This is a genomic window from Cohnella laeviribosi DSM 21336 (assembly GCF_000378425.1).
Taxonomy (GTDB): Bacteria; Bacillota; Bacilli; order Paenibacillales; family Paenibacillaceae; genus Cohnella; species Cohnella laeviribosi.
Window position 1 is genome coordinate 33,621 of record NZ_KB899836.1, and the last position, 23,328, is coordinate 56,948.

Below are 23,328 nucleotides of genomic sequence, written 5' to 3' on the forward strand. Positions count from 1 at the left end.
TCCTCCTTTGGGGTTTGCCCTTTCCTTATACCCGATAATACGCGCAAATGCGTTTGGGGTTTCATCGCTGCCGAAAGACGGGGAGAGGATTGTGCGCGGTCAGTCCACGATTTCGTAACCGGCTTGCCGCTTGACCGCGTCGCCCGGGCTGTCGTCGAACGGCTTCGGCGATTTGGCCCCGGGGCCATCTTGCCAGTGGCGGCTGCTGCCGGGAAGATCGTCGAACCAGACCGCGGACGGGGGACATTCCAGCAGCATAAACATGCCGTGCTGGTGGTGACGGGACTGCTGGTACTTCAAATAGGCTTTGCGGTTTTCGACGGCGAGAATTTCGATCTTTCCGGAAACGTGGCTCATCGTAAGGCGCGCGTTTTTGCCCGGACCGGACGTTCTGGCTTTGGCGCCTTCCACCAGATGATAGGCCCGCTCCAGCGGCATGGAATACCGCTCGTTCGAATGGGTGGGGCGGTTGATGAAAAATTCGTGCGAGGCGACGCCCGCCCAGGACAGTTGGTCGAGCAGCGCGCCGAGAACGGCGGAATCGTCGTTTACGCCTTTGAGAAGCGGCGTCCGGCTCATGATGACCGCCCCCGCCTCGTGAAGCGCTTCAAAGGCCCGGATCGCCTCGGACGTCATCTCGCGCGGATGGTGAACATGCGCCATCACGTATATGCGCCTGTCCGGCTTGGAATATTCGCCGATCAGCTTCAACAGCTCCGTGTTCTTGTATATCCGTTTCGGGTTGAACACCGGCATTTTCGAATGAAGGCGAATGATGCGCACGTGATCGAGAAGACGCAGCCGCCCGATCACCTTGCGCAGCGCCGCCGCTCCGACCGCCAGGCTGTCGCCGCCGACCAGAAGAACCTGGTCGATCTCTTCATGCCCGGCGATGTAATCGATGCCGGCCATTACGGCGGAGAGCGCTTCGTCCGGGTCGCCGCGCAGCGCCCGGCTGCGCACGGCGTCCGGCATGTGCAGCAGCGCCGTGTTCGCGTACACGTGCTGGCAGGCCGGAGCGGCATACTCGAATTCGTCGTTCGAGCAATCCCAGCCCCCGTCCTTCGGCAGCCCCGTGGCGGGCACGACCAGTTCCCGGAGCGGGTCGGACGGATCGTTCCAATCAATCAGCTTGAGATAATACTCGTTCATACGAACGGCCGATTTGCCGAACGCTTGCGTGAGCATTTGCATTTCCGGCTCGGGAATGGCCGCGGCACGCTCGGCATTGGACAGAAAACCCGACGACGTCATACCCATTCCTCCTTCTCCCAATATGATGCGCCGCGGGCAAGGGGAAGCGCAAAAACCCCTTGCGGCAAGGCAGAGGTACGCTTAGCCTGCGAGGGGCCGAAAAAAACAGAAAAGACCCTCAAGAAGGGTCAATAGGATGCGATGTATACTAGTAGCATTGACCCATCCACTGCAAACGAGGTTAGCTGACGGACTCGGGCAAGATGGTACCCTATGGCGCTCTCCGGCGCCAATTCGCCCCACTTGATTGGTTCCCCCGCTTCCCGGCGCGCGGCTCGGGAATTAAGCGTACAATTAGTATACACGGCATAACGGAAAACGGTCAAAAATTTTTTCTGGAAAAAGCTGAAAAATCAGGATTCGACACGCAGCGGCAAAGGCGGCCCCAGGGGCCGCCTCCGTCCGCCCGGCGCGAGCGGATTTTCGCTTAGTATTCGAGTTTCGGATAAAGCGGATATTGCTCCGTCAGCTCGCGCACCATGGCCCGCGCTTTGTCCAGCACGGCCGCGTTGTCCTTGTTCTTCAGCGTAAGCGCGATGACCTGGCCGATCGATTTCATCGCTTCCGCATCCATGCCGCGGGAGGTGACGGCCGGAGTGCCGATGCGGATGCCGCTCGTCACGAACGGGCTGGTCGGATCGAACGGAATCGCGTTTTTGTTAACCGTAATGCCGACGGAATCCAGCACGTGCTCGGCTTCCTTGCCGGTAATGTTCAGGTTGCGCGTATCCACCAGCATCAGGTGGTTGTCGGTGCCGCCGGACACGAGATTCAGCCCTTGAGACAGCAGCTCGTCGGCAAGCGCCTTGGCGTTGGCCACGACATTGGCCGCATACTCTTTGAACGAAGGCTGCAGCGCTTCGCCGAGCGCCACCGCTTTGGCCGCGATGATGTGCATGAGCGGGCCGCCCTGCGAGCCCGGGAACACCGCTTTGTCGATCGCGGCCGCCCAGGCCTTGGTGGTCAGGATCAAGCCGCCGCGCGGACCGCGCAGCGTCTTGTGCGTCGTCGTGGTGACGAAGTGGGCGTGCGGCACCGGGCTCGGATGCTGTCCGCCCGCGACAAGGCCGGCGATATGCGCCATGTCGACCATGAACAGCGCGCCCACGTCCCGGGCGATTTGGCCGAGCGCTTCGAAGTCGATGATGCGCGGATAAGCGCTGGCGCCGGCGACGATCAGGCGCGGACGATGCTTGAACGCCGCTTTGCGCACTTCGTCGTAGTCGATCGTGAACGTCTTCTCGTTGACGCCGTAAGCGACGAAGTTATACAGCAGGCCGGAAGCGTTCACCGGGCTTCCGTGCGTCAGGTGGCCGCCGTGCGCGAGGTCCATCCCGAGCACGGTGTCTCCCGGCTTCAACGCCGCCAGATACACCGCCATGTTGGCTTGAGCGCCGGAATGCGGCTGAACGTTGGCATGCTCGGCGCCGAACAGCTCTTTCGCGCGGTTGCGCGCGATTTCTTCCGGAATGTCCACGTATTCGCAGCCGCCGTAATAGCGTTTGCCCGGATAGCCTTCCGCGTACTTGTTGGTCAGCACCGTACCCATCGCTTCCAGCACGGCTTCGCTGACGATGTTTTCGGAAGCGATCAGTTCCAGGTTGTTCCGCTGGCGGTTAAGCTCCAGATTCAACGCTTTGACGATTTCCGGGTCTTGATTGCGCAATTGGGACATAGAAGCATCCTCCTTATTCATGTAGGCCGTTTCCATGCAGTTTCGCGTCCGAAATGCAAAGGAGCCGGATTCACGGGATTTATCGGGGTTTATCTATGGAAAAAAGGCAAATCAATCGCAAGTGCGGGAATCAGGATCGTCGGGCGGCAATTTGTACACCGCGCGTTCCCCTCCGATCAGCTTCGGCCGGGTATACGCCATCGTCACTCTCGCCTCCCCGATCCAGGGAACGGACGGGCGGACCGGCACCGCCACCGGCCGCAGATGCATGCCGATCAGCGTTTCGCCGATGTCGATGCCCGCGTCCGCTTGCGCGGCTTCGACCAGGCAGGGATCGGACATCCGGCGGTAAGCGTAGGCCGCCATCGAGCCGCCCGCTTTCGGGACGGGCACCGCCGAAACGATCGTCCACCCCTGCGATTCGGCCAGCGCGCGCTCGGCCACCAGAGCCCGGTTCAGATGCTCGCAGCACTGCCAGAGCGGATGAAGACCCGCCCGGCCGCAGACCCGAAGAACCCCTTCGTAAATCTGCTCGGCCACTTCCATGGCGCCCGCGGTGCCGATGCGCTGTCCGCGCACCTCGCTTGTGCTGACGCCCGCCACCAGTTTTTGCCCGGGGCGAAGCTTGCCGGCCGCGACCAGCTCGTTCAGCGCCCGCTCCACTTGGTCCGCCAAAGATCGGATATCCGCCGGGTTGCGCCCTGCTTCCGTCATGTCTTGTCCCTCCCTGCCTTGATGCCGCAAGCGTCCGTCAACGATGAAGGGAATATTGCGCTTCGATCGCCTTGACCTTGTTCAGGCGGCCTTGATGGCGTTCACCCTGCGAAAAAGGCGTCTCCAGCCATACGCGCACGATCTCCTCCGCCAGCCCGGGCCCGATGATGCGTTCGCCCATCGCCAGCACGTTCGTGTCGTTGTGCTCCCGGGTCGCTTTGGCCGAGAACAGGTCGTGCACAAGCGCGCAGCGGATGCCCGGAATCTTGTTGGCGGCGATCGACATGCCGATGCCGGTGCCGCAGATCAGGATGCCGCGGTCGACTTCCCCGCTGACGACCTTGTCGCATACCGGGACGGAATAGTCCGGATAGTCGACGGAATCCGCACAGTTGCATCCGACATCGATGACTTCATGGCCTTGCGCTTTCAAAAACGGTACGATGACGTCCTTCAGCCGGTATCCGGCATGATCGGCTCCAATGGCGATTTTCATGTCTGCATCCTCCTCTTCGTCCAAATGTATTATACCTAAAACCTCTAAAAAAGACGAAAAAGAGCAAGACGCGCTTCTCACACGTCTGCTCTTTGCCCAGGCGACCGGCCGTTATTCCGATGCTCCACCGTGGTTAATCCCACTACGTCGCCAGTCACATCGGAACTTGCATGTTGTATATTTATCATACTGGAGACGCCGCCAAAAATCAATCCGTTTCGAGTCTGCGGATCGTCTTGCCAAGGGCGTCCCAAATTTCGTCCGCGCTGCGCTCGTACACTTCCAGAGGTCCGCCGAACGGATCGGCGATGTCCAGGTCGGGCAGCTTTCGCTCCAGCTCGGCCAGGCGCTCCCGGTCCGCTTCCGGCAGCGTTTCGCCAAGCGCCAATTTGACCTGCCAGTCGGCATAAATCCGCTGCGCCTCCGCCAGGTCTTCCGCCGCCCCCGGTTCCCCGCCCGCGGCGAACTCCTTCAGCGTGTAGACTTTGTCCGATACGTGCGGGTAACGTCCGATGATCGTCCGCTTGTGCCCGACGGTCATCGTCAAAATCAGGTCGGCCCACTCCACGGCCTCGTCAGTGAGCGCAGTCGAACCGCCCGGCAAAGGCAGGTTCCGGTTGGTCAACGTCTGCGCGGCGTTGGGCGAAATCGGCGTTCCGTCGATGGCGGACAGGCCCGCGGAACGGACTTCCAGCGGGATGCCGCGCTGCCCGGCCAGCTCCTTCAGCATCGCCTCGGCCATCGGACTGCGGCAGGTATTGCCCGTGCACACTAGCAGTATTCGTCTCATGTCCATCCCTCCTGCGCATTCGCGGTGATCCGGCGAACGGCCAGCGTTTATATTTGTTTATAGCAGAAAAATGACGCCGAACGCAAACAGAATGACGCCGCCGAACGCCTCGCCGTAGCCGCCGAGAGAGCGGCTGAACCGCCGCCCGACCAGAAGCCCGAACACGCTCATGACCCCCCCGAAAAAGCCGAAAGTCAGGACAGTGAACAGCCGGTGGGCCGCGAACATCCCGAGCGACACGCCGACCGAAAACGAATCGATGCTGACGCTGAACGCAAACAGCAGCACTCCCCATAAGGTGCGGTGATTAATCGATTCCGCCGTTTCGCCCCGCAGCGAGCTGTATACCATATGCCCGCCGAGCAGAAGCAGCAGCGCGCCCGCCGCCGACGTCGCCACGCCGCCCAGCAGCTCGCTGACGTAGCGTCCCGCCCACATGCCTCCGAGCGGCATGACAACATGGAAAAAGGCGATCGCGGTGCTGATCTTCGCCACATCGAGCAGGCGCACCCCTTTGAGGCCGATGCCGACTCCAAGGGAGAAGGCGTCCATTCCCAAGGCGACCGCCATAATAAGCACCGTCAAAACCTGTCCGACGGATACGGCTTCCATCTCCATCCCATGTCCCCCTTGCCGACCTTATCCGCGATTGCCGATAGTTCAGCATATGCGGACAAGGCGGCGAACATGTCCGGGGGCGGCCTGCGTATCTTTTCCGAACGGGATCGCGGTATGCCGCGACGCGAATCAAGCCCGAACGATGCGGCCTCCCGCGGCCTTCGCCATCCGGTTCATGAGCGCGGCGCCGATGCCCCGCTCGGGGAAGCTTTCGGCGACGATGTAATCGAGGCCGCGCTCGTCGCATTCCCGCAGCGCGGCGTACAGCGCCTGCGCCGCCTGCCGGGGCTCGTCGCGGGGACCGAGCGCCAGCACGGCGTCCGCGCGGTAAGCTCCGGCATGCTCGTCGCAGGCGAGGATGCCGACGCGGCCGCCGGATTGGCGCGCGGCATCGGCCTGCGCCTGCACGGCCGCGCGCAGCCGGCCGGGATCGTCCGCGGCCACCAGCGTCATGACGCCCTTCGGCGCGTAATGGGTGTATTTGACGCCGGGGGAGCGCGGCGCCTCCGCGTCTTCCGCTTCCGGGGAGGAATGCCGCTCCCCGGTCGGGCCGCCGCCCGAGACGACCGGAACGTCCGCTCCCGCGGCCTCCTGCAGCTGCTCCGCCGTGACGCCGCCCGGCCGCAGCACATGGATAACGCCGTCCACGACGCGGACGACGGTCGACTCCAGCCCGACGCCGGTCGGACCGCCGTCCAGCACGCCGTCGATGCGCCCGTCCAAGTCCTCGAGAACATGGCGGGCGAGCGTCGGGCTCGGACGGCCCGAACGGTTGGCGCTCGGTGCGGCGATCGGGCAGCCCGCGGCGGCGATCAACCGCTGCGCGAGCGCATGCGCGGGCACGCGGACCGCCACGGTGTCGAGCCCGGCGGTCACGCGCTCCGACACCGCGCCCGGGCGCACCGGAAGCACGAGCGTAAGCGGGCCCGGCCAGAAGGCGGCCATCAGCCGCCGCTCAAGCGGGCCGATCGAAGAAGCGAGCGCGTCCGCTTCCGCCGCATCGGCCAAGTGCACGATCAGCGGATTGTCGGACGGGCGCCCCTTCGCGGCAAAAATCCGCGCCACGGCCTCCCCGCTGCGCGCGTCCCCTCCCAGACCGTACACCGTCTCGGTGGGGAAAGCGACGACGCCGCCTGCGGCAATCGCCGCGGCGGCTTCGCGTACGCCGGAGTCCTGACGCTCCGGCGGCCAATATATCGTTTGCTTTGTCATAAGCGGTTTCGACCATCCTTGCAGCTTAATACCGCCATTATAGCACAGGTTAAGAGAACAGCGACGCAATAAAGGCAAGCAGCTTCTCCAGCAAAACCAGAAGGAAAAACCCGGCCTTCGGCTCGTCCTGTCCGCCCGCCGCCTTGGCCGTCTTGCCGTCCGTGCCGCCGGCAGCGCCTGCGGCCGGGGCCGACGCCGCTTTCGCATCGGCCGGATCGTCCGCCGTCGCCGCGGTCAGGCACAGCGGCGGGAACAACACGCACCACCAATTCGCGCCCCCGCCTTGGCCGAGCGTAATCCGCAGCGCTTCGTACCGGCCCGCCGGGTACGGCACGCCCGCGAACGTTTTGGCCGGAAAGGGGACCTTCGCAAGCTCGGCGACGGCGCCGTAACCGGCTCCTTCTTCCTCCAGCACGCGTTCGGCCGCAGCCTGAATCTCCCGCATATGCGAGCGCAGGAGCGCTCTCGATTCCTCTATCGTTTCCGGCATCGCGCCCCACGACTCGATCAGCGCGGCGACGCGGTCGCGCACCTTGCGCTTGACGGCCTGGTCCGCGTCCGAATCGGAATTGGCGATAATGCGGATGCGAATCGCTTCGTCCGGAATGACTTGTCCGGCATTCGGGCTCCGGCTTGCGGATGCCGTATGGCCGGACCAAACGGAAACTCCAACGGATAAGGACAGAAAAAGAAATAAAAGAGGGCTAAGACCACGCATCGTGTTTCGCTCCTTGACGCGCCCGTCGGCGCTCTCGATGCGTTCCGGAACGTCTTAGCCACAGTATGCCCGTATGGAGAATCTATAAACCTAGCAAACCGGAGAAAATCGAAAGTTCCGCGAAAATCTTGCGGGGCTTAACGGGTTACCCGCGAACGGCGAGCACGTGGCGGTCGATGCCGGCGTAGTCCCGCACGAAGCGGATCTCGCGCCACGCCGCCGCCTGCCGGAGCAAGCCGGCGACGTCGGACGCCTGCCCGGCCCCCACTTCCCAGGCGACAAGCCGCGGCAGCGCGGGCAGCAGGCGCAGTTGCTCCGCCATGCGGCGGTAGGGCGCCAGCCCGTCGGCGCCGCCGTCCAGCGCGAGGCGCGGCTCAAAGTCCCGCACCTCGCGCTGCAAGCCCGCGATGTCGGCGGACGGGATGTACGGCGGGTTGGATACCAGCACGTCCGCCGCCGCGCCCGCCGCGACAAACGGCTCCAGCAGGTCGCCGAGCACGAACGCCATGCGACCTGCGACTCCGTGGCGCTCGGCGTTGCCGCGCGCCACCGCAAGGGCGTCCGGCGACAGATCGGACGCCGTGACGCGCCACCCCGGCCGCTCCGCCGCCAGCGTGACGGCCAGCGCCCCGCTGCCCGTGCCGACGTCCAGCACGGCAAGCGACGAGGCGTCCTCCCAGCGGGAGGCCTCGTCCAGCACCGCTTCCGCGAGCAGCTCCGTCTCGGGCCGCGGGATGAGCACGGCGGGCGTCACCTCGAACCAACGCCCGAAAAAATGCTGGCCGCCGACGATATACTGCACCGGCTCGCCCGCCGCCTTGCGCGCCAGCAGGCGCTCCCACCGTTCGAGTCGCTCCGCCGGGAACGGCTCGCGCAAGTCGCGCAGCAGTTCGGCCTTGCTTAGGCCCAGCGCATGCAGGAGCAAAAGCTCCGCATTCGCCTCCGCCTCGCCAACGCCCGCCTTGCGCAAAAGCTCCGCGCCCCGGCGCCACGCGTCTCCGATCGTTGCGGGCTTTATCTGATCCATGCGCCGCCTCCTTGCGTTGAAGTTCGCTCAACCGCGGGACCGCCCGATTACGACCGGTTTTCCTTCTGCAGCAGTTCGGTCTGCTCCGCCAGCGTCAACGCTTGAATGATTTCTTCCATATCGCCGTTCAGCACCGCGTCGAGGCGATGCAGAGTCAGCCCGATCCGATGGTCGGTCACCCGGCTTTGCGGGAAGTTGTACGTGCGAATCCGCTCGCTGCGGTCGCCCGTGCCGATCTTCTCCCTCCGCTCGCCGGAGATTTTCGCTTCTTCTTCCTGACGCTTCATGTCCACGATCCGAGCGCGCAGCACCTGGAGCGCCTTTGCCTTGTTGTCGTTCTGCGATTTGCCGTCCTGGCACGTCGCCACGATGCCCGTCGGGATATGCGTCACGCGCACGGCGGATTTGGTCGTGTTGACCGACTGCCCGCCCGCTCCGCTGGAGCAGAACGTATCGACGCGAATGTCTTTATCCAAAATTTCGACTTCCACTTCCTCGGCCTCCGGCATGACGACGACGGTGGAGGTCGACGTGTGGATGCGGCCGCCGGATTCGGTCTCCGGCACGCGCTGCACGCGATGGGCTCCGCTCTCGTATTTCAGCTTGCGGTAGACGTCCTTGCCCTCCACGCTGAAGATCACTTCCTTGAAGCCGCCGAGATCGCTGACGGTCGCTTCGAGCAGCTCGGTGCGCCAGCCTTGGCTGTCCGCGTACTTCACGTACATGCGGTACAGATCGGCCGCGAACAGGTTCGCTTCCTCGCCTCCGGCCGCGCCGCGGATTTCGACGATGACGTTTTTGCCGTCGTTCGGATCCTTGGGCAGCATCAAAATGCGAATCCGCTCCTCCAGCTCTTTCTGCCGGGCGGTCAGCTCGTCGATCTCAAGCTTGACCATCTCCCGCATTTCGTCGTCCAGCTTCTCCTCCAGCATGGCTTTCGCCTCGCGAAGCTGTTCGACGACTTTTTTATATTCCACATAAGCCCGATAGGCTTCTTCCAGATCCGATTGTTCCTTGGCGTAGGAACGAAGCCTCGAAGGGTCGCTTACGACATCGGGATCGCACAGCAATTCGTTCAGCTTCTCATATCGGTCCGCCAAAGCTTGAAGACGGTCCAACACCGTGTTCATCCTCCTAACGTTGTGATGAAGCCGCAGTACGGGAAAGCGCATGCTTTGCTTTAAACACCGTACCTTTCAGTATATCATATCCTTGCAGCTTTTTGGGGGCTTCGGCCGGCCGGAAAAGCTCGCTTTTCCGCTTTCAGCGGAGCGTTGAGCGTTTTTTCGAAGAGAGTTGTTTGCGTCATCGATACACCCTGCGGGGATCGCTCGCGTCTGTTTAAAGGGGGCTCCAGCAGCGTGAAGGGTATATTGGAAATGATCCAACGAAACGAGGCATCCCCCTTCTACAAGCCTTGCTAAATTGGATTTTTCCAATGAAATTGCGGGCTTGAGCGGAAAAGGCCCTTCATTCGGTGCTGCAGATTGGACAAAATCCAGGATAGGTACGGAATGCATCGAAATCGAACGAGGATATTGGAAAAAATCCAGGATAGACACGGGCGGCGGTGCCGCAGCAGCGGCGAAGCGCCAAACGCAGCCGCCAGCAACGCGGCCATACCGGCTCGCAAACCGAACTTGAACGACATGTCCATTTTCCCCTTCCCTCCTTATGGTTTTGTATCGCTTTCACGCCCATAAGTTTCTCCGATGCCGAATTCAGGAAATTTGGGGTACATCCGCGCGGCTTCTTCGGCACGATTGCCCCCGAGACGATCCAACGTATCGCCCCTCTTCGCGGCCTAAACGCAAAAGGCCCTCCGCCGGAAAAGCGGAGGGCCGCAGCGTATTCGGTTATACGTTAAAACGGAAATGCATGACGTCTCCGTCGGCGACGACGTAATCCTTGCCTTCCAGGCGAAGCAGCCCTTTCTCGCGCGCCGCGGCCATCGAGCCTGCCGCGATCAGATCTTCGTAAGAGACCACCTCGGCACGAATGAAGCCCCGCTCGAAGTCGCTGTGAATGACGCCCGCCGCTTGCGGCGCCTTCGTGCCTTTGCGGATCGTCCAAGCGCGGACTTCCTGCACGCCCGCCGTAAAGTACGTATACAGCCCGAGCAGCTTGTAGGCGGCGCGGATCAGGCGGTCCAGCCCGGATTCGGAAAGGCCCAGCTCCTGCAGAAACAGCTCGCGGTCTTCGCCCTCGAGCTCGGCGATTTCGGCTTCCACCTTGGCGCTGATCGGCACCACTTCCGAGCCTTCGGCCGCCGCGAATTCGCGTACGCGCTTAAGGTACGGGTTGCTCTCGGGGTTGCCCGCTTCGCTTTCGCTGACGTTGGCCGCATACAGCACCGGCTTGATCGTCAACAGGTGCAAATCGCGGATGAGCAGCTTCTCCTCGTCGGACAGCTCGACGCTCCGCGCGGGTTTTTCGGCGGTGAGCGCCGCGTGCACCCGCTCCAGCACTTCCAGCTCCTGCGCGTACTTCTTGTCGCCGCTCTTCATGTTTTTGCGCGTGCGCTCCATGCGCCGTTCGACGGTATCCAAATCCGCCAAAATCAGCTCGAGATTGATGACCTCAATGTCCCCGATCGGGTCGATCTTACCGGCGACGTGCGTAATGTTCTCGTCCGCGAAGCAGCGGACCACATGCACGATCGCGTCGACTTCGCGAATGTTGGCGAGGAACTTGTTGCCGAGGCCTTCGCCCCGGCTGGCGCCCTTGACCAGACCCGCAATGTCGACGAATTCGAAAGCGGTCGGGACGATCCGGTTCGGATGGACGATTTCGGCAAGCTTCTGCAGGCGCTCGTCCGGCACCTCCACGACGCCCACGTTCGGGTCGATCGTGCAAAACGGGTAGTTCGCCGATTCGGCACCCGCCTGGGTAATCGCGTTAAATAACGTCGACTTGCCCACGTTGGGCAGACCGACGATTCCACAAGACAGCGGCATGCGTGAACACTCCTGACTCGAGGCGACCGCCGCCGGTAGGCTTTCCTCCGCGCGATCGCCATCCTGTTCAATTCTTTGGTCATTATACCGGAATCGCGGCAATCCCGTCTACTCGCCCGGGCCGCCACCGCGGATAACAACCGCCCCGCCTGCGCACAATGACATCAGCGCCGCGGCGCGTCGGGCAGGCAGGCGAATCAAGGGTTTGCGCCCGCAGCGGCAACAACCGGCAAAGGAGAGGTCCGCATGGAAAACAACCGTCACAAAGGCAATTACAAGGGCACGACCCATATGAAAGCGAAAAATCAGGATATGGCTTTCGTCAACGATACGATCGAGCGCACGAAATCGGTCGCCCCCGCTCCCGGATCGGACAAGGAGACGGACCGCTAGCCGGCGCCGTTGGACCGTCGCTTCGGACCGGCCGTACCGAACCGTCTGGGGGCTGTCCCAAAGTGATGGATGACCGAAGGAAGGCCCCGCACCTTTAAGCAAACAAAAAGAAACCGCTCCTTGGCAAAATGGAAGTGACAAGCAGCCATTTCCGAAAGGAGAGGTTTCTTTGTCTATTCAACAAACCTGAACCAATGGATTTGAAGGAGCCTTCGTGAAATACGGCACGGATCACAAGTCCGGGGATTCCGGCGTGTTCCGATTCGGATTTTCTTCCCGGACAGCCCCATGGGGAATTTCGCAGTCAAAAGCGATGCACGCTTCGCCGTCCGGCGTATTGAACGCTTGAACCTTGCCGCCGAGTTTTTCCACCAGCCGCTTCACAATGTAGAGCCCGAGACCGGCATGCCCGTCCTGGCGTTTCCGGGATTCGCCGCCCCGGTAAAATTTCGTGAACGCGTATTCCAGATCTTTCTTGCTGAAAGGCGGACCGGAGTTGGCGATTTCGCATTCGAGCCTGTCGGGCCTCACGCGCACGGTTATGCGGATTCGACCGCCTTCGGGCGTGTACCGCAAGCTGTTCGAAATCAGATTGTCCCATATCCGCTCCAGCTTCTCCGCATCGATATCCGCGACCCAATCGCTCGGCCCTTGGTAATCTATTGTCAACCGAATGTTTTTCCGCTTCATTTGCAGTTCATACGGTTGAACGACCTGCCGGACGAAGGCCGCGACGGGCGTCGGCACGGGGCGCGGCTCGTCGTTTGACGTTTCGAGATCGGTGATGTACTGCAATCGCTTGACAAGCGCGGCGCCTTTCTCGGCGTTTTCCTTGATGACGGCCAGATACCGCGTTTGCTTCTTCGGGTCGGCCCCGGCGGAGCCGAGAAGCGCTTCGGAGTAGCCTTGAATGACGGACAGCGGCGTTTTTAAATCATGCGCCAACGTCTCCACCAGCTCGGTCCGCTCCTGTTCAAGCCTCCATTGGTTGGAAAGCGAACGCCGCAATTCGTCCTTCATGTCTTGAAACGCGCGGATCAGCTTGCCGAGCTCGTTCTCCGAACGGTAGTCCAAATCAAAATCGAGATCCTTCGCCTGAATCTTCTTCGCGGCTTCCATCAACAATCGCAGCGGGATGTTCATGCGGTTGGCGAACATTTTGGAATATAGCCATATAAACAAAACGACATAGAGAAACGGCGCGCCGAATATCCCTAAAGCCAGAAGAGCGATCCAGAAGCGTCCCGTGCGGTCTGCCGGCGCCACCCGAATCTGATAAGCTAACTGCACGAAGCCCGAAAGATCGCCATTTGCATCGAATATCGGCACCGTCTTGACATATCGCCCCCGATGTCCAACCGTTTTGTTCAAATTCTCGAACAGCCGGTGGCTGTCGCTGAAGACGGGATCGTTCATCGTTCCGTACAAATATCGGCCTCGCGCGTCCAGCACTTGATAGTCCATTCCCTCCAGCGGGATAACGCGTTCGAGTTTTTCTTTGTTCGCCGGCCGAAGCAGGGAAGCCTGCTCCCGACGAATCGCCGCTTCGACGTTGGGCAACTGCCGCTCATAATGGTTGGCCGGATAAACGCTTTTATTTTCAAGATGGACGAATAGAAGAATACAAACTCCATACGTAACAAGGGTCGCCAACAGGCTGGAGACGATGATCAGGACGATCATGATTTGGAACTGGCTTTTGAGCGGCCGGTTTTTCATGTACCGATCATAAAGCCTTCCGGTTTGGCTTACGGCCGTTTGTTCCATTTGTATCCAATCCCCCAGACCGTCGCGATGTATTCGGCCGACGGATCCGCAGCCGCCAATTTGGCGCGGATGTTTTTCACGTGCTCGACAATGGTCGACGAATCCCCTTCGGCGTCAATCCCCCATATCTTCTCATAAATTTGCTCCCGCGAAAAAACCTGCCCGCCGTGCATCGCGAGCAGCTCGACGATCTCGTATTCCCTTCTTGTCAGGGCGATCGGCTTGCCGTTCACGCTGACCGACCGCGCTTTCAAATCCAGGGCGAGCGCCCCGAAATATACGCAGCTTCGCGTTTCGTCCGCCCGGGCGTCCCGATTCCGCCGTTCCCGCCGCAAGTGGGCTTCGATTCTCGCCAGCAGTTCCCGGAGTCCGATCGGCTTTACGACATAATCGTCGCCGCCCAGGGTCAACCCCCGAATCCGGTCGGTTTCCGCTTGCTTCGCGCTCAGGAACATGATGGGACAGCGCACCTCGTCCCGCAATCTGCGGCATACCTCGAACCCGTCCATATTCGGCATCATTACGTCGAGAAGAATCAAATCCGGCTGTTTGCGCGCAAGCAAGACCCCTTCGGCTCCGTCGCTTGCGACGAGCGCTTCATGTCCGGCCGCTTCCAATTCGTCCTTCAGCAATTGGGCAAGCTCGCGTTCATCGTCGATGATCAAAATCCGGCTCACGATCGCACCTCACTATCGGCTATTCCTGATGCTTTCGTCCTTCCCATTTATGAAACCATATTACGCCGATCGCGACCACTGCCGCAAAGGACACCAGGGCGGGAAGCAGGCCTGCGGCGGCTTGCCGCGCCGCCGTCCATTCGAAAGCGGAGGTATCGGACGCCTGAAATCCGGGCAAATGGACGGCGGGAATAACGGACAACCGGACCGGCCACGCCCACGGCACGAACGGCCAGATCGCGTCTCCGACGTTCGTGGCGCCGATGATGCCCGCCATGAGAAAGCCGGCGCCTCCCGCGCCGACGGAGGCTCCAAGGCCCAACGCCAACCCCAGCATCAGATGAAGTCCGATGAGAAAGAGGGCCCCCGCAAAGGTCAGCAAGGCGCCGCTAAAAAACAGACCGGCCTGGATATTCGGTATTTGCAGTCCGAACCGCATGCCGAGGACGAGCAGGGCCGTGGAAGCGAAGGTGCCGAACGCGACCGCAAGCAGCAACAGCAACAGTTTGCCCAGATAAATGTGCGGCCGAGGCAGGGGAACGCTCAAAATGCCGCAGAACTGGCCGGCATGCTCCTCTTGCAGGCTCAGAAACCCGCTGATGACGGCAATCCATAACGGCAGAAGCACCGCCGTCAATTCGAAGAAAACGTTGTAGATGCGAAGCTGCAGCTCCTCGCCCGGACGGAAGGACGAAAAATACCACAGCAGGAACGACGCATAGAGGACGGGCACCGCGAGAATCAGCCACCGGACGGCCGTCCGTTTCGTTTTTAACCAGTCCGAAGCCAAAAGACGCAGAATCGGCACGTCAGCGCACCTCTCTTTGGGCAAACCAAACGGCGGTCAGAGCGGCGGTCGCTGCGAAGAACAGCAGGGAAACGGCGATACCGGCGGGAATGACCGAAGCGCTCAGCAGAGGATCTCCCGGCTGCAAGTGCACGCCGTTCGGATGAACGCCGATGACGGGGCACATCAGCCGCAAAGGCCAGCTCCACGGAACCGCGAGCCAGTACGGCTCGGGGGCGGCAAGCACGCCGACGAACAGTCCGGCAAGTCCCAGGGCGACGGTCGCAAGCGCTCCGAAGCGGGCCGCCGCGAAGAGATGGACGGGTATGAGAGCGGTCGCGACCAGCCAAATCAAAAGACCGGCCCGGACGATTTTCCAGAAAGGAGCCGGACCGTCGGCCGCAACGATTCCCGCAATCAAAGCGGCGAAAATCAGAACGACGGTGGAAAGAAACGTATAATAGGCGATGACGGCGATTTTTCCGATCCAGAGCCGGTGCGCGCCAATCGGGTGCGCCCGCAAAACGCGGTATCCGCCCGCTTTTTTCTCCCGGTTTTCCGACAGCGCCGCAAGCAGGGCCGTTCCCGTCGGGACGAACAACAGCGGCCACCAGTTGAAGATCATGCCCAGCAGCAAATCCCAAGGCATGACGGCATTTTCCGGAATGTAGAATTGGATGACGATTCCGTAAAGGGTGAAGAAACAGGGCCCCGCGAAAACCATCTTCTGCGCAAAGCTTCGCTTGTATTTGAGATGTTCGGACCAAATGGCGTTGAGCATCCGTTTACACCGCCTTTCCGCGGCCGTCGCGAACGACGGCAAAGAACAGGGATTCGAGATCTTCGTCTTTGCCCAACCGGCCTTCGTATTTCAGCCTTCCGCCGTCGATGATCCCGATGTCGTCCACGATTTGCTCGACTTCTCCGAGCGCATGGCTTGATAAAATCACCGTTATGCCTTGCGCGGGGAACGAACGGACGAGATTGCGCATTTCCTGAATGCCCGACGGGTCCAGCCCGTTGGTCGGTTCGTCCAGGATCAGGAGACGGGGCTGTTTCAGCAGCGCGATCGCGATCCCCAATCTTTGCTTCATCCCGAGCGAAAACTGGGATGCGCGTTTTTTCCCCGTCGAGGCGAGGCCGACCGTTTTCAGCACGCGGTCGATTCGTTCTTCGGGCAGGCCCAGCAATCTGGTATGAACCTGCAAATTTTCTCTGGCGGTCAAATTGCCGTAAAGGGCCGGGGATTCGATCAGCACCCCGATATGATCGAGGCACGTCCGGCTCCACGGCCGGCCGTCGAACCGAATTTCGCCGCCGGAGGGGCGGATCAGGCCGGCGATCATTTTCAGCAGCGTCGATTTGCCCGCGCCGTTCGGGCCGAGCAAGCCGTACACGGAACCCGCCCGAACGTTTAAGGACACTTGATCGACAGCCGTTTGTTTTTTGAACTTCTTGCTTAAGGATCGGGTTTGCAGCAGATAATCGGATGCGCCGCTCACGGAAAATCCCTCCGAAACGTATGGATGTTGACCTGTCAACGCCATCTTAAAGAAGGATTCTAAAGAATTTATAAAGCACGACAGGAAACGACTGTGTTCGGACAAATGAAGAGTCACCGGGGATAGAGGGAATCCGGAATATAAGGTAAAATATGGTTTATCGACCTTATGACAAGGGGAATATGCCGTGAAAACTATCCAAAAGGTTCTGATCTCCTCGCTTGCCGTTTTGCTCGCCTTAGCAGCTTTTTTAACGTTTTACCGCTTCCCGAAATCCATTGACCTCCAGTATCCGGCCGTCGAATTTCGCAACGGCGACGCGTCATCCGCGGAACAAACGACGATTGCGATCAAAGGAACGTTATACCGCCCTTTGTTTCGAAACGCCGAATTCAGCGGAACGATCGCAGTCGAAAAGTACGATTTTACCAAGCGGTATGAATTGATCGACGTACGCTTTTATAGAGAAATTCGAAACGGATGGGGCCCATTGGTCTACTCCTACGTCGACGACGGCAAGCCGATTCTGAAATCGTTCGGTTCCATCTGGAAGTCCGGCGATTTCGAGCGGATCGGGATCGAGGTGAACGAACCGCTTCCGTCGGCCGCGACGCTGATGATCGCCGCCCCGGCCCGTACCTTCGAAGAAGCGAGGTCCGTCGTTGCGCAAATGGAAACGGGCGGCAAGTGACGGCTAAGTAAAGTTCTCTTTTCCCCTATCTGCAGCCGCAAGCCGCTTAGGATCTTACACGGGATCAGCCCCGCCCTTTTTCGCATCCGGCGAAGCTGATCCCGGATCTCCACCAATGTAAAACTTCGCTTTTCGTTCACCATTAACCTCAGATTGCCGAACCGACGCCGCCGCGAAATTCCTTTAAAGCCGCTACGCACCGCAAACAAGATCGGAATGAAGACGCACAAAAAACAATGCAATCATGGGGCCTCATCGGTTCGTCCCGTCGGACGCTCCCTCCTTCAAGAGCCGGCTCCGGTATTCGCCGGGCGTCACGCGTTCCAGCTTTTCAAACTGGGTGACGAAATAATCGGGATTGCTGAATCCGACCCGCTCGGCCACTTCGTACACGCGCAAATCGGTCTGGCGCAGCAGCCGCTTCGCCTCGTTCACCCGGAGCTGGAGCAAAAATTCGTTAAAATATATACCGTACGTTCTCTTGAAAAGCTGTCCCAAATACACCGGGTTGATGTAAAACTTGGCGGCGATGGATTTCAGGCTGAGGTTCTCGCGGTAATGCTCCTCGATATAAGCCCGGATCTTCTGAATACCGCCCTTTTGCCGGTCCTTGCGGAGCTCGGCGATATAGCGCCCGCACTCCGTAGCGAACGCCGTGAACAGCCGCTTCAGTCCGCCCAGGGACAAATTCGAGTCGTGCCAGCTCATCATCGGTTCAAGACAGGACAGCGCCCTTTCATCCCCGTCCATGCCGCGGATAATCCGGATCATCCCGAGCACGCACTGGTCGATATTCATTTTGACCGCTTCCGGGGCGCAGCGCTTGTCCCGAAAATCGCGGAACAAGGCGTCCACGGTCGCCTGAAGCCGGTCGAACCGCAGCTCCTCCATATGTTCGAGCAGCTCGCCGCAGAGGCTCTGGTCGGCGCCCAAATAACGGACCGGCTGCCCGCCGAGCTCGCCGTAAATCACGATGCCGCTATCGTCATAAACGTATTTGTACGGCAGCGTCTCCTTTGCGGTTTCGTATGCTTCCCGCAGCGCGGACAGCCGGGAAACGGGCCTTCCGACATAAACGAACAGGCGGCCGTCGCCGGCCTGAAACGACTGAACGAGCGCTTCGGCAAACGGGCGGATTTTCCCGCCGAAAGGACGCAAAGCCCGCTCCGGAACGATGACGCCGATGCGGTTGCGGTGTTCGTACACGTAGAACGGCCTGCTTTCGCCCGTCAGGCGCCGGAGCGTCTCGCGGACAAGCTCCCCCAGCCGGGAGAACGGCCCGTTGTCTTTGGAAGACGGCCAGCCCGGGCCGTCGTTTAATTCGGCGAGCAAATAATACAGGTTTTCTCCCGGCGCGAGCTGCAGCCGTTTTTCCCATTCCGCCACGAAAGCCTCGTCCGCCGCTCCCGTTACGATCGCTTCGATCATCGCCCCGGATTGCAGCCGCTCCTCCCGCTCCTTCGCCTCCCGCTCCTGCCGAAGCCGGCGGCCGAGCCGTCGCAGCGTGTCCGAAAACTCGCCCTCGTCGATCGGCTTCAGAATGAAATCGTGCACGCCGTAGCGGACGGCCTGCTGCGCGTACTTGAAATCGTCGTATCCGCTGATGAGGATAAACGCAGGCGACGCCCCTGGATCGCGGACGGTCTGCCGGATGAGCTCGAGTCCGTCAAGGATCGGCATCCGGATATCCGTAATGACGAGGTCGGGCCGGATGCTCCGGATCAGTTCAAGCGCATCTTCTCCGTTATCGCCCTCCGCGACGATCCGAAAACCGCAGGCCTCCCAATCGATCAGCTTGATCAATCCTTTGCGCGTAAACACTTCGTCATCCACCAGAATGGCATTAAGCAGGTCCATCACGGCGCTTGTCCTCCTTTCCGATCGGGTTGAATGTCGCCCAACCGGGAAGCTTTGGATGTTTATCTTCTTTAAGTTCCATGCTACCATACAAGTATGGTAGTATGGAACATGATGGGAGGTGATAGAGATCAAGACGATAGAATTTGCGCGCCCCCTTGCGGGATCGGCCGGGAACGCCGTCTATGCCGAGCTGAAGCGGCAGATCGTCAACCTCGAACTGCCTCCGGGCACGCCGCTTTCCGAGAAGGAAGTGTCCGTCGCGTTCAACGTGAGCCGCACGCCGGTCCGGGAAAGCTTCGTCAGGCTCGCGCAGGAAGATCTCGTGCTGGTGCTGCCCCAACGGGGCACGCGGGTGTCGCTGATCGATCCGGAGATGGTCCTCGAAGCCCAATTTATGCGGGAGCAGCTTGAAAGGGCCGTCGTTCGGCTTGCGTGCCGGGATTTTCCGGAAGATCTGCTAGCGGAACTGAACCGAAATCTGGCTTTGCAGAAGGAATGCGTGCAGCGCCATGACACCCGGAGGATGTTCGAACTGGACGAAGCGTTCCACCGCATCCTGTTCGAAGGCTGCCGGAAGCTGGGCACCTGGTCCGTTATTCAGCAGATGAACGCCAACCTGAACCGGAGCCGGATCTTGTGGCTGTCGACCGACCCGCAGTGGACTCCTTTGTACGAACAGCATCGGGACATGTACGAGGCGATCGTTCGGCGGGACGAAGCGAAGGCCGACCGGATCATGCAGGAGCATCTGAGCCTGAGCATTGCCAATCTGCCCGTGCTGCAGAAGAAATTCCCGAATTATTTTAAATAGGACGACCTTAGGGTCGGTTGGATATCCAGAAAAAAGACGGTGATAGGTCATGCGCATGGTATTCCGATGGTTCGGCGAGAACAACGATACGGTTTCGCTGGACCAGATCAGGCAAATCCCGGGGGTAGAAGGCATCGTATGGGCGCTGCACGACGTGCCGGTCGGCGAAGAGTGGCCGACGGATCGGATCGAGGCGATTTGCCGGTCGGCCGAACGGTACGGCCTGCACACGGAAGTCGTGGAAAGCGTAAACGTGCATGAAGACATCAAGCTGGGCCTTCCCTCCCGGGACCGGTATATTGAAAATTATATCCGCACGATCGAAAAGCTGGCCAAGGTCGGCGTAAAGGTGATCTGCTACAATTTTATGCCCGTGTTCGATTGGGTGCGGACCGATCTGTACCGTCCCTTGGCGGACGGCTCCACCGCGATGTTTTTCGAGCAGGACAAAATCCGGGACATCGACCCGTTCGAATTGGTGCGCCTGATCAATCAGAACGAGGGACTGACAATGCCGGGCTGGGAGCCGGAGCGCCTCGCCCATCTGACCTCCTTGTTCGAAGCGTACCGCCAGGTGTCGGAAGAAGATCTGTGGCGAAACCTGGGCTATTTTCTGGACGCCGTCATCCCCGTCGCCGAACGAAACGGCATCCGGATGGCGATTCACCCGGACGATCCGCCGTGGCCGGTGTTCGGGCTGCCCCGGATTTTGACCGGGCGCGAAAGCCTGCGCAGGCTGCTTTCCCTGAACGACAGTCCGGCCAACGGCATCACGCTGTGCAGCGGATCGCTCGGCGCGAACCCGGACAACGACATCGTCGCCATGATTCATGAGTTCCACGACCGGATTCCGTTCGCCCATATCCGCAACGTCCGCGTTTTCGACAACGGCGACTTTATCGAGACGTCGCACCGCGCCTCCGACGGCACCGTCGATATAACCGGCATCGTGAAGGCTTATCACGACACCGGCTTTACCGGCTATTGCCGGCCGGATCACGGACGGCATATTTGGGGCGAGCAGTGCAGGCCCGGATACGGCTTGTACGACCGGGCGCTCGGCATTATGTACTTATGGGGATTGTGGGATGCGTACGCCGCATCGACAAATGCAAAGACGGAGGGTGTTCGCATATGAGCGATTTGCCGATTCATGCCGCGCTGGCAGGGAAAACCGCGGTCATCACCGGCGGCGCGGGCGTGCTTTGCCGGGCGATGGCGTTGGAGCTGGCCCGGCAGGGCGTCCGGATCGCCGTTTTGAACCGCACGGCGGAAAAAGGCGAAAAGGTCGTCCAGGAGATCCGGAGCGCCGGGGGCGAAGCCATTGCAGTCGCCTGCGATGTGACCGATGCGGACAGCGTCCGCAAGGCGGAAGCCGTCGTCAGCGCAGCGTTCGGCCCCTGCGACATTCTGATCAACGGAGCGGGAGGCAATCAGCCGAGCGCGAACACGACGCGCGAAACGCTGCGGGTCGAAGACCTGGACGATCCGGCGGTCACGACCTTCTTCGATCTGAGCCTTTCCGGGGTGCGCACGGTGCTGGATCTGAATTTTGTCGGGACGCTGATTCCGACGCAAATTTTCGCCAAAGGGATGATCGGACGGCCGGGGGCGACGGTGCTCAACATCTCCTCGATGAGCGCCCCCTGTCCGATGACCAAAGTGCCCGCCTACAGCGCCGCCAAAGCGGCAATCAACAATTTTACCCAATGGCTGGCCGTTCATCTGGCCGACTCCGGCATCCGGGTCAACGCGATCGCCCCCGGCTTTTTCCTGACCGAGCAGAACCGCAGCTTGTTGACCAATCCGGACGGCTCCCTGACCGAGCGCTCCAACAAGATTATCGCACATACGCCCATGCGGCGTTTCGGCGTGCCGGAAGACCTGCTCGGCACCCTGCTCTGGCTGGCGGACGCGACGACGTCCGGCTTTGTAACCGGCGCCGTCATTCCCGTGGACGGCGGCTTCATGGCCTATTCCGGCGTGTAACCCCGGCAGCCGCGGCCTCTTTGGCCGTGGTCCCTTTGCGGGCGCGCAAATCCCCGGAATGCGGGACAACAGCTCGCCCGCAGCGCCGCTTCAGCCGCCCCATCGCCGCCGCGTCGGGGCGGTTGCAGGTCGGGGCGGTTGCCGTTTCATACGCCGATCCGATTCGGATAAAGTCTCGACAAACTCCCACCCCGCTGCATCCGCACCCCTTCCATTCCCCCCGATGTTTGTTCCGCGCCGCTTCGTTTTGTGCCCGTCAAACGCTCATGCTGATCCCGATCCCGGCGGCCTCGCCATTTCCACATTTTCGCATTTCCGGCTGTCGCTGCGGATGCGCTTCGGGCTTTCCGGACACATGAAAATATCTGGTTACATTTTCCAGAAAAACGGAACATCTGAAGCGTTTTTGCGTCTAACCAGTACAACATCATGACAAACTGGAGGAATGGATAATGATGCGCAGAATGTTCCCGCTGTTCGCCGCGGCCCTTCTTGCGCTTCAGTTGGCCGGATGCGGCTCAGCCGGCAACAGCGGCGCCTCGTCCGCCAATCCCGAAGCAACGCCCACACCCCCGCACGACGTAGCCCAGGTCTCCGGCTCCGCTGCCGCCTCTTCGCCGGGAGAGCCGGTCTTGCAGCGGCAAAACGCCGACGGCTTCGAAACCCAAATCACGGAGGCCGCAGAAGAAGTGGTCGGCGCGCTGCGCGACCGGGATTTGGAACGGCTTGCGGAATGGATCGATCCAAAGGAGGGGCTGCGGTTTTCGCCTTACCCTCATTTGAATAGCAGCGACCGGATTTTCCATGCGAACGAGCTGCCGTCGTTCAACGACACGTCCAAGCTCGAATGGGGAACGTACGACGGATCGGGGGAACCGATCAGGCTGACGTTCAAGGAGTACTTCGAGCAATTCGTTTACGACCAGGATTTCGCCAGCGCTCCCCATGTCTCCACGGACGAGCGGATCGGAAGCGGCGACGTTCCGTTTAATGGAACCGACTTCTATCCGAACGCTTCGCTGGTCGAATACCACTTCCCGCGGGAAGAAGACGCCGATTTGGATTGGAAAAGCCTTATTCTGATGTTTGTCCCCTCCGGGGACGAATGGCGCTTGTGCGCGATCGTTCACGCCCAATGGACGATTTGATCCGGATTCGGTTGGCCGCGGCTGGCTTCCGCCGGGCTATGTGCCGGATTTAATTGCCGCTATAGCACAACACTTCGATAAAACTTAACATGAGGTGATGGAAACGGAGGATGAGGCAGTAGTAAGAGAGGTGCCAACTGTGTTTACAGCCATCTGGACAAGGAATGTTGAGGACAGAATATTCTAAAAATGACTTCGAGATTCGAAGACCCAAAAAGGTTCACGGTCTCTTATGAACGACC

General features: G+C 60.5%; 24 protein-coding genes and 2 riboswitches. Of the genes, 6 read left to right on the forward strand and 18 right to left on the reverse strand.

Translation table 11 applies throughout. The features are described from left to right. Window positions 1–99 precede the first annotated feature (99 nt). The 12 genes from F560_RS0116445 to ychF form a co-directional block, all read right to left on the reverse strand. On the reverse strand, window positions 100–1,254 hold the full coding sequence (locus tag F560_RS0116445) for a hypothetical protein (RefSeq protein WP_019006854.1): 1,155 nt from the start codon (window positions 1,252–1,254) through the stop codon (window positions 100–102). 155 nt (window positions 1,255–1,409) lie between these two features. Further along, a riboswitch (cyclic di-AMP (ydaO/yuaA leader) is annotated at window positions 1,410–1,553 on the reverse strand. A 128-nt stretch (window positions 1,554–1,681) separates the two neighbouring features. Beyond that, window positions 1,682–2,929, reverse strand: coding sequence for a serine hydroxymethyltransferase (locus F560_RS0116450; RefSeq protein ID WP_019006855.1), 1,248 nt, complete (start codon window positions 2,927–2,929; stop codon window positions 1,682–1,684). 111 nt (window positions 2,930–3,040) lie between these two features. Continuing rightward, entirely contained in the window at window positions 3,041–3,643 is a 603-nt protein-coding gene (locus tag F560_RS0116455; RefSeq protein WP_019006856.1) for a TIGR01440 family protein, read from the reverse strand. A 37-nt stretch (window positions 3,644–3,680) separates the two neighbouring features. After that, window positions 3,681–4,139 (reverse strand): ribose 5-phosphate isomerase B, encoded by a 459-nt coding sequence (gene rpiB / locus F560_RS0116460; RefSeq protein WP_019006857.1) that lies wholly within the window; start codon window positions 4,137–4,139, stop codon window positions 3,681–3,683. An 87-nt stretch (window positions 4,140–4,226) separates the two neighbouring features. Beyond that, window positions 4,227–4,307: riboswitch (ZMP/ZTP riboswitch) on the reverse strand. Window positions 4,308–4,347: 40 nt separating this feature from the next. Next, entirely contained in the window at window positions 4,348–4,929 is a 582-nt protein-coding gene (locus F560_RS0116465; protein ID WP_026298342.1) for a low molecular weight protein arginine phosphatase, read from the reverse strand. A gap of 57 nt (window positions 4,930–4,986) precedes the next feature. Then, window positions 4,987–5,547 carry a manganese efflux pump MntP gene (locus tag F560_RS0116470; protein ID WP_019006859.1) on the reverse strand — a complete coding sequence of 187 codons (561 nt, stop codon included), beginning with the start codon at window positions 5,545–5,547 and terminating at the stop codon, window positions 4,987–4,989. A 129-nt stretch (window positions 5,548–5,676) separates the two neighbouring features. Then, a complete protein-coding gene (locus F560_RS0116475; protein WP_019006860.1) occupies window positions 5,677–6,759 on the reverse strand; it encodes an L-threonylcarbamoyladenylate synthase in 1,083 nt (360 codons plus the stop codon). 49 nt (window positions 6,760–6,808) lie between these two features. Next, window positions 6,809–7,477, reverse strand: a complete 669-nt coding sequence (gene spoIIR, locus F560_RS0116480) for a stage II sporulation protein R (protein ID WP_019006861.1) — start codon at window positions 7,475–7,477, stop codon at window positions 6,809–6,811. 145 nt (window positions 7,478–7,622) lie between these two features. Further along, window positions 7,623–8,504, reverse strand: a complete 882-nt coding sequence (gene prmC, locus F560_RS0116485; protein WP_019006862.1) for a peptide chain release factor N(5)-glutamine methyltransferase — start codon at window positions 8,502–8,504, stop codon at window positions 7,623–7,625. 47 nt (window positions 8,505–8,551) lie between these two features. After that, complete coding sequence (prfA, locus tag F560_RS0116490; protein WP_019006863.1) at window positions 8,552–9,625, reverse strand: peptide chain release factor 1; 1,074 nt, start codon at window positions 9,623–9,625, stop codon at window positions 8,552–8,554. A 299-nt stretch (window positions 9,626–9,924) separates the two neighbouring features. Then, on the reverse strand, window positions 9,925–10,161 hold the full coding sequence (locus tag F560_RS0116495; protein WP_019006864.1) for a hypothetical protein: 237 nt from the start codon (window positions 10,159–10,161) through the stop codon (window positions 9,925–9,927). 199 nt (window positions 10,162–10,360) lie between these two features. Beyond that, window positions 10,361–11,461: a redox-regulated ATPase YchF gene (gene ychF, locus F560_RS0116500; protein ID WP_019006865.1), complete on the reverse strand. Its 1,101-nt coding sequence runs from the start codon at window positions 11,459–11,461 to the stop codon at window positions 10,361–10,363. A 246-nt stretch (window positions 11,462–11,707) separates the two neighbouring features. Between ychF and F560_RS25980 the strand changes: the two genes are divergently transcribed. Continuing rightward, window positions 11,708–11,854: a hypothetical protein gene (locus F560_RS25980; RefSeq protein WP_019006866.1), complete on the forward strand. Its 147-nt coding sequence runs from the start codon at window positions 11,708–11,710 to the stop codon at window positions 11,852–11,854. A 231-nt stretch (window positions 11,855–12,085) separates the two neighbouring features. Here the strand turns inward: F560_RS25980 and F560_RS23505 are convergent, their stop codons facing one another. Genes F560_RS23505 through F560_RS0116530 form a run of 5 tightly spaced genes read right to left on the reverse strand, consistent with a single transcriptional unit; the run spans window position 12,086 to window position 16,587 of the window. Next, window positions 12,086–13,621: a sensor histidine kinase gene (locus F560_RS23505; RefSeq protein WP_019006867.1), complete on the reverse strand. Its 1,536-nt coding sequence runs from the start codon at window positions 13,619–13,621 to the stop codon at window positions 12,086–12,088. Further along, the gene (locus F560_RS0116515) at window positions 13,603–14,298 is read right to left on the reverse strand and encodes a response regulator transcription factor (RefSeq protein ID WP_019006868.1); all 696 of its coding nucleotides are present in this window, start codon (window positions 14,296–14,298) and stop codon (window positions 13,603–13,605) included. The genes F560_RS23505 and F560_RS0116515 overlap by 19 nt, the downstream gene beginning before the upstream one ends. Window positions 14,299–14,317: 19 nt before the next feature. After that, entirely contained in the window at window positions 14,318–15,106 is a 789-nt protein-coding gene (locus F560_RS0116520; RefSeq protein WP_019006869.1) for a lantibiotic immunity ABC transporter MutG family permease subunit, read from the reverse strand. Between the two features lies 1 nt (window position 15,107). Next, a complete protein-coding gene (locus F560_RS0116525) occupies window positions 15,108–15,866 on the reverse strand; it encodes a lantibiotic immunity ABC transporter MutE/EpiE family permease subunit (RefSeq protein WP_019006870.1) in 759 nt (252 codons plus the stop codon). A gap of 4 nt (window positions 15,867–15,870) precedes the next feature. Continuing rightward, window positions 15,871–16,587, reverse strand: a complete 717-nt coding sequence (locus F560_RS0116530; RefSeq protein WP_019006871.1) for a lantibiotic protection ABC transporter ATP-binding protein — start codon at window positions 16,585–16,587, stop codon at window positions 15,871–15,873. A 187-nt stretch (window positions 16,588–16,774) separates the two neighbouring features. Between F560_RS0116530 and F560_RS0116535 the strand changes: the two genes are divergently transcribed. Further along, entirely contained in the window at window positions 16,775–17,278 is a 504-nt protein-coding gene (locus F560_RS0116535; RefSeq protein WP_019006872.1) for a hypothetical protein, read from the forward strand. 252 nt (window positions 17,279–17,530) lie between these two features. Here F560_RS0116535 and F560_RS0116540 read toward each other — a convergent pair whose 3' ends face one another. Then, entirely contained in the window at window positions 17,531–19,135 is a 1,605-nt protein-coding gene (locus F560_RS0116540; protein ID WP_019006873.1) for a response regulator, read from the reverse strand. Between the two features lie 121 nt (window positions 19,136–19,256). On the opposite strand from F560_RS0116540, the gene F560_RS0116545 reads away from it, so the two are divergent. The 4 genes from F560_RS0116545 (at window position 19,257) to F560_RS23510 (ending at window position 23,086) form a co-directional block, all read left to right on the forward strand. Then, window positions 19,257–19,949: a GntR family transcriptional regulator gene (locus F560_RS0116545; protein ID WP_019006874.1), complete on the forward strand. Its 693-nt coding sequence runs from the start codon at window positions 19,257–19,259 to the stop codon at window positions 19,947–19,949. A 49-nt stretch (window positions 19,950–19,998) separates the two neighbouring features. Beyond that, a complete protein-coding gene (uxuA, locus tag F560_RS0116550) occupies window positions 19,999–21,087 on the forward strand; it encodes a mannonate dehydratase (protein ID WP_019006875.1) in 1,089 nt (362 codons plus the stop codon). Further along, window positions 21,084–21,938: an SDR family oxidoreductase gene (locus F560_RS0116555; RefSeq protein WP_019006876.1), complete on the forward strand. Its 855-nt coding sequence runs from the start codon at window positions 21,084–21,086 to the stop codon at window positions 21,936–21,938. The genes uxuA and F560_RS0116555 overlap by 4 nt, the downstream gene beginning before the upstream one ends. Before the next feature lie 452 nt (window positions 21,939–22,390). Continuing rightward, window positions 22,391–23,086, forward strand: a complete 696-nt coding sequence (locus F560_RS23510; protein WP_019006877.1) for a hypothetical protein — start codon at window positions 22,391–22,393, stop codon at window positions 23,084–23,086. Window positions 23,087–23,328 lie beyond the last annotated feature (242 nt).

Bases quoted from the DNA above. Each gene is read 5' to 3' on its own strand.
- ychF (WP_019006865.1), bottom strand. From the start codon at position 11,461: ATGCCGCTGTCTTGTGGAATCGTCGGTCTGCCCAACGTGGGCAAGTCG.
- F560_RS0116475 (WP_019006860.1), bottom strand. From the start codon at position 6,759: ATGACAAAGCAAACGATATATTGGCCGCCGGAGCGTCAGGACTCCGGC.
- F560_RS0116470 (WP_019006859.1), bottom strand. From the start codon at position 5,547: ATGGAGATGGAAGCCGTATCCGTCGGACAGGTTTTGACGGTGCTTATT.
- spoIIR (WP_019006861.1), bottom strand. From the start codon at position 7,477: ATGCGTGGTCTTAGCCCTCTTTTATTTCTTTTTCTGTCCTTATCCGTT.
- uxuA (WP_019006875.1), top strand. From the start codon at position 19,999: ATGCGCATGGTATTCCGATGGTTCGGCGAGAACAACGATACGGTTTCG.
- F560_RS0116465 (WP_026298342.1), bottom strand. From the start codon at position 4,929: ATGAGACGAATACTGCTAGTGTGCACGGGCAATACCTGCCGCAGTCCG.
- F560_RS0116495 (WP_019006864.1), bottom strand. From the start codon at position 10,161: ATGGACATGTCGTTCAAGTTCGGTTTGCGAGCCGGTATGGCCGCGTTG.
- F560_RS0116450 (WP_019006855.1), bottom strand. From the start codon at position 2,929: ATGTCCCAATTGCGCAATCAAGACCCGGAAATCGTCAAAGCGTTGAAT.
- F560_RS0116525 (WP_019006870.1), bottom strand. From the start codon at position 15,866: ATGCTCAACGCCATTTGGTCCGAACATCTCAAATACAAGCGAAGCTTT.
- F560_RS23505 (WP_019006867.1), bottom strand. From the start codon at position 13,621: ATGGAACAAACGGCCGTAAGCCAAACCGGAAGGCTTTATGATCGGTAC.
- F560_RS0116540 (WP_019006873.1), bottom strand. From the start codon at position 19,135: ATGGACCTGCTTAATGCCATTCTGGTGGATGACGAAGTGTTTACGCGC.
- F560_RS0116455 (WP_019006856.1), bottom strand. From the start codon at position 3,643: ATGACGGAAGCAGGGCGCAACCCGGCGGATATCCGATCTTTGGCGGAC.
- F560_RS0116555 (WP_019006876.1), top strand. From the start codon at position 21,084: ATGAGCGATTTGCCGATTCATGCCGCGCTGGCAGGGAAAACCGCGGTC.
- F560_RS0116445 (WP_019006854.1), bottom strand. From the start codon at position 1,254: ATGACGTCGTCGGGTTTTCTGTCCAATGCCGAGCGTGCCGCGGCCATT.
- prmC (WP_019006862.1), bottom strand. From the start codon at position 8,504: ATGGATCAGATAAAGCCCGCAACGATCGGAGACGCGTGGCGCCGGGGC.
- rpiB (WP_019006857.1), bottom strand. From the start codon at position 4,139: ATGAAAATCGCCATTGGAGCCGATCATGCCGGATACCGGCTGAAGGAC.
- F560_RS23510 (WP_019006877.1), top strand. From the start codon at position 22,391: ATGATGCGCAGAATGTTCCCGCTGTTCGCCGCGGCCCTTCTTGCGCTT.
- F560_RS25980 (WP_019006866.1), top strand. From the start codon at position 11,708: ATGGAAAACAACCGTCACAAAGGCAATTACAAGGGCACGACCCATATG.